Raw genomic sequence first — 13,108 nt, 5'->3', positions numbered from 1 at the left:
GGTGGGAAAATCAAAATTGCGTTATGTTGAAGTTAGGCTTTTATTAAGCGGGCTAAAAATTAAATCCAAGTTGTAAATTACCAATGGTATTGTTGGTATATTGTTCTGGGTAGTCAGAGTCTAGAATACTGGCCCTTAGTAATAATTGACAAGTATGCCAGCTATACCCCATGCCTAGTTGATAAACCTCGCCGCTAAAGGTTTCTGAATCTTCGCCTGTTTCAATAATAATGCGCTCGCTAAACTTTCCTACGCCTGTATAGAACTGCCAACCTCTATAGTGGTTCGTGCTTAGAAGTAGGCTTAGCTGAACACTAGACTGAGTAGCATCTTTTAATTCATTTTTGCTTAAAGCTCTCTCGTATCCAGAAGAGTACGACCGTGTACCTTTTGATAAATTGGTGTAATTAATATCAGTATATAAAGCAATATGCTGGTTGAAGTTATGTTGTCCTGCAAAGTTAAAACCGCTGAATTCATATTGAGTTTCGTAATATGTAGAGGTTTCCACTGAGGTGCGATTGGCTGAACCTAAGAAGAACACACCGTCAATGACATTATCGTATTGATTGGCCTCAGGCTCTACATAAGGGCTACTAACGGTCGGTGTGGGATTATTTTGGCTAACAGTGGGGGCCGGCTCTTTACTGGTCTCTTTAGTGATTTTAGTTACATCTTCTTGCTTGATGACAAAAACACTACCACCTTCGATTTCAATTTTATAAATGCCACTTTCAAAGTTTTGTTCAATGATAGAGCCTCTTAAGATACTGCCGTCTTTTTTATAAATGACATCTTCAGACTCAGCAGCATATGACTGGCTGGAAATGATTAGAAATAGAAAATATAGGGTATATCGCATGAAAATCCTTTTTCTTGCAAATGAGCAAAGAGTTGGCTGATTATACCTATACTGCTTTGGGAGTGTTAAAAATTTACGCCTAATGTCAAAGATAAATCGAATAACGTGTAATCAACATCTTTGTCATTATTACTGATGTCACCACCAGCACGCAGCATCAACTGTATGCGAGTCCAAGAATAACCCATCCCCAAACTGAAGCGTGAGCCGTATAGGCTTTCATCGCCAGAGTCCTGTTTATAGTGGTTATATTTACCTATAGCCATACAAATTTCATTTTAAGGGCACAAAAAAAGCCGACCCCTTTCGGGAATCGACTCCTTAATGTTCATGGTACCGGTGGGCGGACTTGAACCGCCACGCCCGAAGGCAACGGATTTTGAATCCGTCGTGTATACCAATTTCACCACACCGGCACTGCATTACAAAATTAAAGGCTTTGTACTACCTGTTTGCTTATGTAGTCATCAGATATACGTGTATACGCATTTCAGATTAGGACCACACCGGCAGTATCAGCAATTATTAAGGTGTTGCTAACCTATGCTCACTTCCTTTCGCTGTGGAAAGTGGCTCGCAAGCCTGAAATAAGTGGACGGCATCATACCAGTAATCCCCATTGAGTCAACGGCCTTTAAGCTCAGGGCTTTAAAAAATAGGTTACGGAACAAGGGGTTATACCTATAACCAAGATCATCAAAGGTAAAAACGTCAGAAAATCCTAATAACTGGCCTTTAAACAAGAGCAATTGCTTGGATTTCTGTATAATTGCCGCCCTTTGTTAACCCTATAGCCGTTTGAGAGCAGTATGAAGACCAGCGACTTTCATTTTGACTTACCTGATGAGCTTATAGCCCGTTATCCTCAGGCTGTGCGCTCCAGTAGTCGCTTGTTGTGCTTGCAAGATGGCCAGCTTGAACACAAGGTGTTTACCGATATTTTATCCCTCATTGAGCCCGGTGACTTAATGGTGTTTAACAATACCCGAGTGATACCAGCGCGTTTATTTGGGCAAAAAGAAAGTGGCGGTAAGCTAGAGGCGCTAATTGAGCGTGTTACCTCAGATACCACTGCGCTAAGCCATATTAAATGCTCCCGTGCGCCAAGGCCTGATTCGGTTATTTTATTAGAGGGCTTAGAGGTAGAAGTGACTGGTCGCCAAGATGCCTTATTCGAGCTTTGTTTTAAATTACCTGTGGGTACGACCTTGGTTGAATGGCTTGAAAACGTAGGCCACATGCCGTTACCGCCCTATATGGAGCGCGAAGACGAGTTATCTGACCGTGAGCGTTACCAAACGGTATACAACGAAAAACCCGGAGCCGTAGCCGCGCCAACAGCAGGCCTGCACTTTGATGATGAGCTATTAGCAGCATTAAAAGCCCAAAGAGTGAATACCGCATTTGTCACCCTACACGTGGGTGCAGGTACATTTCAACCGGTCAAAGTGGATGATGTACACAGTCATAAAATGCACAGTGAATGGTTAGAGGTGGATCAAGCTACCTGTGATGCCATTGCGCAAACCAAGGCCGCCGGTAAACGTGTTATTGCGGTGGGTACTACCAGTGTGCGCAGTTTAGAAAGTGCCAGTAATACACCAGAGGCTTTATCCGCAGGAGCGATTCAACCTTATAGTGGAGAGACTGAAATTTTCATATTTCCGGGCTATGACTTTAAAACCGTAGATGGGTTGATTACTAATTTCCATTTGCCAGAGTCCACTTTAATTATGTTGGTTAGCGCCTTTGCAGGGCGTGGCCCAGTATTAAATGCCTATGATGAAGCGGTAAAAAATAGCTATCGCTTTTTTAGTTATGGCGATGCCATGTTTTTAACTAAGAACACAAATGCAGTGGATTTGTGGGATCAGTAAATAATCAGTTCAGTACTGGGGCAATTTGCCATATAGCGTCTGACGCCAGACGTCGACGACTATGAAGGATTAATCAATGAGTTTTATGAAGTTCGATTTAAAAAAGACAGAAGGCAAGGCCCGCCGAGGCACTATTAGTTTTCCTCGTGGTGAGATTCAAACGCCAGCGTTCATGCCTGTGGGCACCTATGGCAGCGTGAAAGGGTTATTACCTCGTGATGTAAAAGACACTGGTGCCGAGATCATCTTAGGTAACACCTTCCACCTTTGGTTGCGCCCAGGAACCGATATCATCAAACAAGCGGGCACCCTGCATAATTTCATGCAATGGGATAAACCAATCCTTACGGATAGCGGCGGTTTTCAAGTATTTAGTCTTGGTAAAATGCGCAAAATTACCGAACACGGTGTCACCTTCCGTAGCCCAGTAAATGGTGACAAAGTAGAGCTAACCCCAGAAAAATCCATGGAAATCCAAAAGGACTTAGGCAGTGACATCGTCATGATTTTTGATGAATGCACGCCGTATCCGGCCACGCATAAAGAAGCCAAAGACAGTATGGAAATGAGCTTGCGTTGGGCACAACGTTCAAAAGATGCCCATGGGGATAACCCATCAGCTTTATTTGGTATCATTCAAGGTGGCATGTACGAAGACTTGCGTGATGTGAGCTTAGAAGGCTTAACCGAGATAGGCTTTGATGGTTATGCCATTGGAGGGTTATCGGTAGGGGAACCAAAAGAAGACATGGTGCGCGTGTTGGATCACCTTGCCTATAAAATGCCTGAAGACAAGCCTAGGTACTTGATGGGTGTCGGTAAACCAGAAGACCTAGTAGAAGGGGTGCGCCGTGGGATAGATATGTTCGATTGCGTCATGCCAACTCGAAATGCTCGTAATGGCCATTTATTTATTGATACAGGTGTATTAAAACTGCGCAACGCATCAAATAAAACCGATCACGGCCCTATAGATGCAACATGTGACTGTTATACTTGCCAAAATTTTAGCCGCGCGTATTTGCATCATTTGGATAAATGTAAAGAGATTCAAGGGTCAACTTTAAACACTATTCATAATTTGCATTTCTACCAGACCGTGATGGCAGGTTTGCGCCAAGCTCTTGAAGAGGGTACATTGAGCGACTTTGTAGATGAGTTTTATGCTAAGCGTGGTAAACCCGTCCCGCCTTTGGCAGATTAGGATCTACCTTTGCCGCTTACGTTCCTAAGAGAGCATGGCAATCTTGGTTAAACGGTATTGAGCGGTTTTATCTAATAAAACAAGCTGACCAAAAAACGAATAATAATTTAAAGGTGTGTACGCCTTTAAATTGCAACGAATCGTCCCTATTAAGGGGCATTACAATTTAATAAATGCAGTACTCGAAAGAGTAAGGAAACAACATGTCTAAATTGACACTACTATTAGCCGCTTTTCTTCCTGCTGCGGCATTTGCCGAAGGCGCTCCAGCAGCAGCTGGTGGCGGTATTGAACAGCTTATCTTTTTAGGCGGTTTTGTATTGATTTTTTACTTCCTATTGTGGCGTCCGCAATCTAAGCGCGCCAAAGAGCACAAAGCACTTTTATCTGCATTAGAAAAAGGCTCTGAAATCGTGACCTCTGGCGGTATTGTTGGTCGTGTTACTAAAGTAACCGATGAGTTTACCGTGGTTAAAATTGCTGACGGTGTTGAAATCCCAGTCCAAAAGCAAGCGGTTGCAGCGGTTTTACCAAAAGGCACCATTAAGTCTATTAACGAATAATTTATTCTTTAATTGACTGACCTATCCCCGCTTTTGCGGGGATAGGCGTATAAGAACATAACAAAACTTAAAACAATAAATGTCATTGATCCTGCTTGCTTCAAGAAGGGATCAGCCAGGAACTGACTTATGCTCAATAAGTACCCCTTGTGGAAATATCTGCTGATAATCATAGTGTGCGCCCTTGGCGTCATATACTCCTTACCTAATCTCTATCCACCTGATGCAGCTGTGCAAATTACACCCGCTAAAAGCGGTGACTCAGTGGATGAATATACTCTCAATAAGGCCTTAGGTGCATTAGAAGAGGGTGGCGTTGAATTTTTTGGTGAAGAGCTGCAAGAAGGTAAAACAGCCCTTATTCGCATAGGTAGTCAAGACTTACAGCTACAAGCAAAAGGTTTAATTCAAAGAGAATTAGGCGACGGTTTTATTGTTGCTTTGAATTTAGCCCCAACTACCCCGCAGTGGTTGATGGATTTAGGCGCAGGCCCAATGACATTGGGTTTAGATTTAAGTGGCGGTGTGCACTTCTTAATGGAAGTGGACATGGAAGAATTTATCGGACAACGTCTTGATGGCTACCGTGATACCCTAAAGCGTAACTTCCGTGAAGAAAAACTGCGTTATAAGCGAGTCGTAAAAGCGGAAGAGCACGGTATCAACATCATGTTTGCCAAAGAAGCAGTACGTGATGAAGCGGAAAATTACATTCGTCGTGAATACCCAGAATTTGTCACAGAAACAGAAGATAAAGAAGACGGTTTTTGGGTTCAGCTAACCCTTACCAACGCAAAAATCAAAGAGCTTGAAGACTACGCCTTAAAACAAAACTTAACCACCATTCGTAACCGTGTTAATGAATTAGGTGTGGCTGAGCCCTTAGTGCAGCGTCAAGGCCGTAACCGTATCGTGATTGAATTGCCAGGTGTGCAAGACACCGCAGCGGCGAAAAAAATCCTAGGTAAAGCCGCTAACCTTGAGTTCCGCTTAGAAGCAAAACCAAGTGCCAGTCGTTTTAGTACAGAAGAGTTCGGTTTTAAAGACCCTAATCGTGGTGGTTCGTCTCGTATAGAAAAAACCGTTATCGTCACGGGTGATAACGTTTCTAACGCGCAACCAGCATTTGATGAAAACGGACAACCACAAGTTAACATTAACCTAGATAGCACTGGTGGTGCGATCATGGGCGATGTTACTAAAAAAGCCATTAAACGCCGCATGGCGGTATTGTTTGTTGAGCACAAAGTACGTACTCGTTATGTAAATATCGACGGCGAAGAAGTGGCTCAAGAAGACAAATACGTTGAAAAGAAAATCATCTCTCTTGCGACCATTCAATCAGCATTAGGTAGCAGCTTCCGTATTACTGGGTTAGAGCCAGCAGAAGCGTCTGAATTAGCTCTGCTTCTACGTGCAGGTGCATTGGCTGCGCCTATGTACTTTGTTGAAGAGCGTACCGTAGGCCCAAGCTTGGGTAAAGAAAACATAGAACTAGGCGTGACCAGTGTGCAAATTGGCTTGGCCATGGTGCTGGTTTTCATGTTGGTGTATTACCGCGTATTTGGTGTGGTGGCCAACATTGCCTTAACGTTTAACTTAACCTTGTTGCTGGCGGTTATGTCGGTTATCGGTGCGACCCTAACCTTACCGGGTATTGCAGGTATTGTATTAACAGTGGGTATGGCGGTGGATGCTAACGTGCTTATATTTGCACGAGTACGAGAAGAACTAAAATCAGGCATGAATCCACAACAAGCTATCCATAGTGGTTACGATAAAGCCTTCTTAACCATTTTAGATGCCAACATCACCACATTAATTGTGGCCGTGATTCTATTTGCTGTGGGCACAGGGCCTGTGAAAGGTTTTGCCGTGACATTAAGTATCGGTATTATTACCTCTATGTTTACAGCCATTGTATTAACTCGCGCCATGATCAACTTAAGTTATGGTGGTCGTCGTGTTGAAAAATTATCTATAGGGGGCGTTTAACCATGAGTGATGTAAAAGATATGAACTTCATGGGTGTGCGTAAACTTGCAGCCGCCTTTTCTATATTGTTAATTGTTTTATCCATTGGCTCCCTTGCGGTTCAAGGTTTAAAACTTGGTTTAGATTTTACTGGTGGCACACTCATTGAAGTGGCTTATGAAACCAGTGCAGATGTTACTGCGGTGCGCAGCACCTTAGTGGATGCCGGTTACGAAGACATCACAGTGCAACACTTCGGTAGTGAAGAAGATGTATTGGTACGAATGAAAGAAGCGTACCGAGCAGACCTTGGTAACGAGGTGCTTGCTACTTTACAAGCTGCCTCGGCAGAAGAAGTCGTACTTCGTCGAGCTGAGTTTGTAGGCTCTCAAGTAGGTGAAGAGCTGCGTGATGAAGGTGGCCTTGCCCTTTTATTAGCGTTGGCAGTTGTGATGATTTATGTGGCGGCTCGTTTCCAATTCAAATTCTCTGTGGGTGCGGTTGTGGCTTTGATGCATGACGTAATCATAATTCTGGGTATATTCAGTCTATTCCAAATTGAATTTGATTTAACAGTATTAGCTGCATTATTAGCTGTTATAGGTTACTCCCTAAACGATACTATTGTTGTGGCGGACAGGATTCGTGAAAACTTTCGCATTATTCGTCAAATGCTTCCAATCGATGTAATTAATCGCTCTCTAACTCAAACTTTGGGCCGTACTTTAGTAACGTCTTTAACGACCTTGTTAGTATTGTTGGCGCTGCTTTGGGTGGGTGGAGAATTGATACACAATTTTGCATTGGCATTAACAGCAGGCGTGATTATTGGTACTTACTCTTCAATTTATGTGTCGGCAAATATTTTGCTGTACATGCAAATTAGTCGTGAAGACTTATTACCACCTGAAGAAGAAAACGATGAATTGGATGAAATTCCATAGTCATTCTTGATTTGTTTATTTGAAATATAAGGCTCACTTCGGTGGGCCTTTTTTAATTCCCTTTCTCTTTTTCTAAATCGATAAAACCTTTTTCTAATTGTTTTATTTCTCGCTGTACTCTTTTTAATTCGTTGTTGATTTTTTCTGGGTCTTCTTGGCTTGCCAGCTCCAAGAAATGTTGCTCGATGAATGATTTTTCCACTAGAGTTCGTTTAAGTTGTTCTTCAGTTTGTTTTAGTTCTTCTCGAATAGCTTGAACTTCACTGGCGCGGAAGCTGGTTTTAAGCTCATTTTTTAAGTCTCGCTCGGTTACTTTTTGGCGGTCATGTTTATCTTGTAATTTAGATATGCGAGTCATGAGTCGATCTTTATCGCGTTTTAAACGGCTTTCGCTGACCTCTAAGCTATTCAATGTTTGTATTTCTTTTGAAAGATCACGCATTTTGGCTTTCATTTTATTGATGTTTTCTTCTGATTCTTTCAATTTAGTCTTATTGGTTAAGATATCTTTTTCAGTAGTCTCAAGTAGGGTTTTTAGCTTCTTAATTTCTTTACGTGCACTGTCTATATCGGGCTTGTCTTGAGATAAAAAATAGTCCGTATCATTAAGTAGCTTCATGTGCTCCATGACTAATCGAGACATATCACTGATATTGTTGTTGGCACAGTCCAAGGTATTATTTACTTGAATATCCACAGCATCGCCTAACTCTTCGAACTCAGAGGTGATACTTTCTTGGGAGTGTACTTTCTCATCAATGGCTCCCTGCATATTATTGATTTGTTCACATAGGGCTTGATTCACTTCTTCTAATTCTTGAATATGATTAGAATGGTGACGCCAAATAGCCACACTAAATATGATTACCCCCACCAATACAAAGGAAAGTTCTAATATGATGAGGTGCTCTGTTGTCATTATTTGTCCCTAAAATCAATGACTTGCGCTAAATACAGGTAAAATCACGCCAATAATTACTGAAATTTAAAGATGGGCAACAAAATGTATTCGGCCATCTATACTTATATTTAAGTCTAATTTCGGACATGTTGCCGTTAATGAAATTTCTAATCGTAGATGATAGTCTTGCCATGCAGTCCATTATCAAGCGTAGCCTTGCAAAAGCAGGCTATGAAGAAAATGACTATCAGACCGCTGTAGATGGCTTTCAGGCTCTAGAAATCATCGAGCAATGGCAGCCTGATATTGTCATTTCTGATTGGCATATGCCAAATATGACAGGAATTGAATTACTGAAAGTGGTGCAAGAGCGAGAAATAGACGTAAAAATTGGCTTGGTAACCACTGAAACAAATCAAAGGTTGATTGTAGAAGCAAAAGAAGCAGGTGCATTATTTGTATTACATAAACCTTTTGAGGCCCATGAACTACAGCAAAAATTAATACCTTTTATACAAGGCTCAGAAGAAAGTGAACGCTTAATATCTCAGCTACCTATGTCCGTTAAGTCCGGATTACCATTGCAATTGCCCAGTATTGTTGCTTTAAACAAATTGGCTAATGGCCTACATACTCTAGATATAAGAGTCGATCGATCATTTTCACTGGGCATTAATTATGCGTATTTGCCTTATGTTATTGTTTTATTTTGCTCTGAAAATGACCCCACAACAAAAGCCATGTGTGTGCTAGATATTCGCTGCGCAGCTATTCTTAGCAGTGCTTTTAGTGATAACCCTCAGCAAGCAGCGGCAACAGTTATTAAAAATAAATCACTCACCAAAAGCCAGCTGGCGCGTATTGAAAAAATGATGGGAAGCATCAGCGTGCTATTTACAGATGCCGAAGGAGAGTTAGAAGTGAAAAGCATGCATGTCATTCCAAAACCTTTCGATCAGTTAGATAAGCTAGGGGCCACATCCAAAGATAAGCGTCTAGATGTTGTTGTATATTCTGAACAATTAGGCGAAGGTCAGCTTATTTTTATGGCGGTTGCCGATAAATAACCCAATACAGCATCGTTTTATTCTATAGACCCTTTTTTTACATATATGACACTCCATGGGAAATTGAAAATTTCATACTGAGTATGTTCAATATTACCTCAAGTAAGCAGTAGCTTGCATGGTAATTGATTTAGATCCGGCCGCGTGTAAATATGATTAAAAACCTGCCTGTAATTTAAGTGCGTAAATTAATAATAAAAATTAAGGGAAGTGAGAATGGAAGCGGTAACCATTGATTTTAATCCTGAAAGCTTGATCGCATTAAATATTATGATTGCGATTATGATGTTTGGTGTTTCACTTGAATTGCGCAGCGATGATTTTAAGCGAATCATGCGAGAACCAAAAGCGCCGTTAATTGGTTTGTTTTTACAATTTGCATTATTACCCTCGGTTACTTGTTTAGTGACTTACTTGCTTGAAATTGAGCCTATGCTGGCTTTGGGTATGATGTTAGTCGCGTCGTGCCCTGGAGGTACGTTTTCAAATGTTATGACATGGTTGGCGAAAGGTAATGTGGCGGTATCTGTGAGTATGACAGGGGTTTCGAGTGTGGCCGCCAGTGTGATGACACCGTTTAATTTTGCTTTATTTGGGTATTTGAATCCGTACACTCGTCCATTATTAACAGAAATCTCCATGGACTCTCTTAGTTTATTATTATTGGTGTTATTTGTCCTTGGTGTGCCATTAGCATTGGGAATGGTTGTGGGTCCAAAATTTCTTAATTTATCCCGCGTTATTGAAAAACCATTAAAAATATTTGCCATGTTATTAATGATGGCTTTAGCTGGTGTAGCTTTTATTAAAAATACTGATCAGTTTGTTCAGTACTTCGATTTGTTCTTTTGGTTGGTCGTGGCACATAACGGATCAGCGTTAACACTTGGCTATTGGGGCGCAAAATTATCTAAGCTACCAGAAGCAGATTGTCGGGCTATATCATTGGAAGTTGGCATTCAGAATAGTGCGCTGGCTTTAGTTATTATCTTTACGTTCTTTCCGCAGGCTTCAGGAATGCTGCTAATAGCTGCGTTTTGGGGTGTTTGGCATTTAGTCAGTGGCTCTGCACTTTCATTTTACTGGTCGTATAAAAGTAAAATGAATGCAGAAGCTGACTTATCAGTGAAGGCAGGTTCGTAGTGGAATGGCTTTGGGTGTTATTTGGTGTGGTGATATTTTTATCGTTCACCATAGAGGCCGTTACGGGATTTGGCAGTCTGGTGATTTCGTTAGCAATCGGTGTATTGTTTTTACCATTAGAACAAATAATGCCTATTTCAGCGGCATTAAATATCTGTATGACCAGTGTGATTGCGTTTAAAAATCGTCAAAGTTTAGATAATAAACTACTATTGAACGTGATATTGCCGGGTATGTTGTTAGGCACAATAGTGGGTTTTATTTCAAAAGACGGTATTGATGATGCTTTACTAAAGCAGCTATTTGGAGTGTTGATCATTTGGTTTTCAACTCGAGAATTATGGCGAATGACTCATCAGCATCAAGATAAGCCGCGACCAATTTGGTTAACCAGATTGTTGACAGTATGTGCAGGCATTACCCATGGTTTATTTGCTAGTGGTGGGCCTTTATTAGTCTATGCGGTTGCTGGAACAAATATTGATAAAGCGCGTTTTCGAGCGACCATGGCGTTTGTTTGGTTTAGCTTAAACGGTTTTTTAACCGTGGTGTTTTTTATTGAAGGTCAGTTACAGCCTTTATTGATTCAAGTGCTTTGGTATCTTCCCTTAGTTGTTATGGCGATTTATTTTGGAAACTTGCTACATAATAAAGTAAATGAAAACACATTTCGCAAAACGGTATATAGCCTTTTGTTTATCACAGGTTTTATTTTATTAATTAGTCGATATCTCAGTTAGAGCCGGAGTTAATTATGTACGATATCTTAATAAAAAATGGCATTTACTTTGATGGATCAAAACAAGAAAGTATCGCCGCGGATGTGGCTATAAAGGATGGAAAGATCTTTCAAGTAAGCCCGACGTCCTTAGATGATCGACAAGCAGAAAAAGTCATTAACGCCGAAGGCAAGTGGATTATGCCTGGTTTTTTAGAAATGCATAGTCACTACGATGCGGAAATTATTGCAAGTCCATCCCTTAAAGAATCAGTCCGTCACGGTGTGACCACTGTGGCGATTGGCTCATGTTCTATTTCTATGGTGAATAGTGAACCTGAAGATTGCTCTGATTTATTTACCCGTGTAGAGGCGGTGCCTCGTGAAGCCGTACTGCCAATTTTAGAAAAAAAGAAAACATGGAAGGATGCCAAAGGTTATCGTGATTTCTACGATAATCACCCATTAGGGCCAAATGTATGTTCGTTTATTGGACACTCTGATATGCGTGTAGCAGCCATGGGAATTGAGCGAGCAACCAGTGATGTAAAACCCACAGAGTCCGAAATGAAACGTATGGAGCATATGCTTGAAGAAGCATTAGATGCAGGATGTTTAGGTATGTCTATGATGACAACCAAGTTGGATAAATTAGATGGTGATCGTGCTTGGTCTAAGCCATTACCCTCTACATTTTCCTCTTGGTGGGAATTTAAACGTTTATTTAAAATTTTACGTCGCCGTAACGCCATTTTACAAGGGGCGCCAGACGCGGTGAAAAAAGTGAACGTGTTTGGCTTTTTATGGCAGGCCCATGGTTTGTTTCGCCGTCCAATGAAAGTCACTATGCTTACTGCCTTGGATTTAAAATCGAATCCATGGCTACACAGGGTTACTCGTATTAGTGGGTTTATTGCCAATAAAGTATTACGGGGTAATTTTCGCTGGCAAACACTTACGGCACCTTTCACAATCCATTTAGAAGGCTTGGAAGTAAATGCCTTCGAGGAATTTGAAACAGGGGCAGAGCTTAGAGATTTAATGAACGATGAAGAGTCGTTATATAAAAAAATTAATGATACAGAGTTTCGTGAAAAGTTTAAAAAACATGTAAGTGAGATTTTTACAGTGGGCTTGTGGCACCGTGATTTTAGTGACAGCTGGATTACAGGCTGCCCAGATAAGAGCTTAATTGGTAAAAACTTTGAACAAGTAGGTAAGTCACTAGGTACAGATCCTGTGGATACTTTTTTTGATCTGGCGACTAAATATAAAAATGAGCTGCGTTGGAAAACGAATTATGGGAATCATCGCCCAGAAATCATGCATAAACTTTTAGCCAGCCCTTATACACACGTTGGATTTGGAGATTCTGGTGCGCATATTCGCTCCTTAGCTATGTATAATTTCTCATTGCGGTTTTTAAAATACATTCGTGATGCACAGCTTGCAGGCAAGCCATTTATGACCGTGGCGCAAGGCGTTAATAAACTCACAGCAGATTTAGCCGATTGGTTTGGATTAGATGCCGGTTATATTCGAAAAGGTGATCGCGCGGACTTGGTGATTGTTAATCCAGATGGCTTAAATGACGATTTAGATGCCATCAGTGAAGCGCCAATGGAAAGGTTTGGTGTAGACCGTTTGGTGAAGCGAAATGATACTGCTGTTATGGCTACCATCATAAACGGTAGAGTAGCTTATGAGAAAGCAGATATATTCCCTACCGATTTAGGTAAGATGACGGGTTACGGGTCATTTTTACCTTGTCAATTTGTAGAGTAAGAGCGCCATACCTCATAGCTAATAAAAAATTTAGCTAGTAACTATTTTGAAATTTACGCTTTATATTGTT

12 protein-coding genes and 1 tRNA gene are annotated in these 13,108 nt (G+C 41.2%); 9 read left to right on the top strand and 4 right to left on the bottom strand.

Annotated elements, in window-relative coordinates; translation table 11 throughout:
- Positions 1 to 52: 52 nt before the first annotated feature.
- The 3 genes from ABWV45_RS04680 to ABWV45_RS04670 form a co-directional block, all read right to left on the bottom strand.
- On the bottom strand, positions 53 to 862 hold the full coding sequence (locus tag ABWV45_RS04680; RefSeq protein WP_353349178.1) for a hypothetical protein: 810 nt from the start codon (positions 860 to 862) through the stop codon (positions 53 to 55).
- A gap of 65 nt (positions 863 to 927) precedes the next feature.
- Positions 928 to 1,128, bottom strand: a complete 201-nt coding sequence (locus ABWV45_RS04675; RefSeq protein WP_353349176.1) for a hypothetical protein — start codon at positions 1,126 to 1,128, stop codon at positions 928 to 930.
- A gap of 65 nt (positions 1,129 to 1,193) precedes the next feature.
- Positions 1,194 to 1,278: transfer RNA gene (locus tag ABWV45_RS04670), tRNA-Leu, on the bottom strand.
- Between the two features lie 393 nt (positions 1,279 to 1,671).
- Between ABWV45_RS04670 and queA the strand changes: the two genes are divergently transcribed.
- The 5 genes from queA (at position 1,672) to secF (ending at position 7,424) form a co-directional block, all read left to right on the top strand.
- Complete coding sequence (queA, locus tag ABWV45_RS04665) at positions 1,672 to 2,739, top strand: tRNA preQ1(34) S-adenosylmethionine ribosyltransferase-isomerase QueA (protein WP_353349175.1); 1,068 nt, start codon at positions 1,672 to 1,674, stop codon at positions 2,737 to 2,739.
- A gap of 85 nt (positions 2,740 to 2,824) precedes the next feature.
- Positions 2,825 to 3,943 (top strand): tRNA guanosine(34) transglycosylase Tgt, encoded by a 1,119-nt coding sequence (gene tgt / locus ABWV45_RS04660; RefSeq protein ID WP_502914662.1) that lies wholly within the window; start codon positions 2,825 to 2,827, stop codon positions 3,941 to 3,943.
- Between the two features lie 203 nt (positions 3,944 to 4,146).
- Entirely contained in the window at positions 4,147 to 4,506 is a 360-nt protein-coding gene (gene yajC / locus ABWV45_RS04655) for a preprotein translocase subunit YajC (RefSeq protein ID WP_353349171.1), read from the top strand.
- A 129-nt stretch (positions 4,507 to 4,635) separates the two neighbouring features.
- The gene (secD, locus tag ABWV45_RS04650; protein ID WP_353349169.1) at positions 4,636 to 6,501 is read left to right on the top strand and encodes a protein translocase subunit SecD; all 1,866 of its coding nucleotides are present in this window, start codon (positions 4,636 to 4,638) and stop codon (positions 6,499 to 6,501) included.
- Between the two features lie 2 nt (positions 6,502 to 6,503).
- Positions 6,504 to 7,424 (top strand): protein translocase subunit SecF, encoded by a 921-nt coding sequence (gene secF / locus ABWV45_RS04645; protein ID WP_353349167.1) that lies wholly within the window; start codon positions 6,504 to 6,506, stop codon positions 7,422 to 7,424.
- A 52-nt stretch (positions 7,425 to 7,476) separates the two neighbouring features.
- Here secF and ABWV45_RS04640 read toward each other — a convergent pair whose 3' ends face one another.
- Positions 7,477 to 8,343 (bottom strand): coiled-coil domain-containing protein, encoded by an 867-nt coding sequence (locus tag ABWV45_RS04640; protein ID WP_353349165.1) that lies wholly within the window; start codon positions 8,341 to 8,343, stop codon positions 7,477 to 7,479.
- A gap of 140 nt (positions 8,344 to 8,483) precedes the next feature.
- Between ABWV45_RS04640 and ABWV45_RS04635 the strand changes: the two genes are divergently transcribed.
- The 4 genes from ABWV45_RS04635 to ABWV45_RS04620 all read left to right on the top strand — a co-directional run bounded on the left by ABWV45_RS04635 (position 8,484) and on the right by ABWV45_RS04620 (position 13,038).
- Positions 8,484 to 9,392, top strand: a complete 909-nt coding sequence (locus tag ABWV45_RS04635; protein ID WP_353349163.1) for a response regulator — start codon at positions 8,484 to 8,486, stop codon at positions 9,390 to 9,392.
- A gap of 216 nt (positions 9,393 to 9,608) precedes the next feature.
- Positions 9,609 to 10,535, top strand: coding sequence for a bile acid:sodium symporter family protein (locus ABWV45_RS04630; protein ID WP_353349161.1), 927 nt, complete (start codon positions 9,609 to 9,611; stop codon positions 10,533 to 10,535).
- Positions 10,535 to 11,275: a sulfite exporter TauE/SafE family protein gene (locus ABWV45_RS04625; RefSeq protein WP_353349159.1), complete on the top strand. Its 741-nt coding sequence runs from the start codon at positions 10,535 to 10,537 to the stop codon at positions 11,273 to 11,275. Before ABWV45_RS04630 ends, ABWV45_RS04625 begins: the two co-directional genes overlap by 1 nt.
- Before the next feature lie 14 nt (positions 11,276 to 11,289).
- Complete coding sequence (locus tag ABWV45_RS04620) at positions 11,290 to 13,038, top strand: N-acyl-D-amino-acid deacylase family protein (protein ID WP_353349157.1); 1,749 nt, start codon at positions 11,290 to 11,292, stop codon at positions 13,036 to 13,038.
- The last annotated feature ends 70 nt before the right edge of the window (positions 13,039 to 13,108 follow it).

Source organism: Oceaniserpentilla sp. 4NH20-0058, assembly GCF_040371755.1.
Classification (GTDB): domain Bacteria; phylum Pseudomonadota; class Gammaproteobacteria; order Pseudomonadales; family Oceanobacteraceae; genus Bermanella.
The sequence above is the reverse complement of the archived record's forward strand: the minus strand, read 5'-3'. Positions and strand labels throughout refer to the sequence as shown.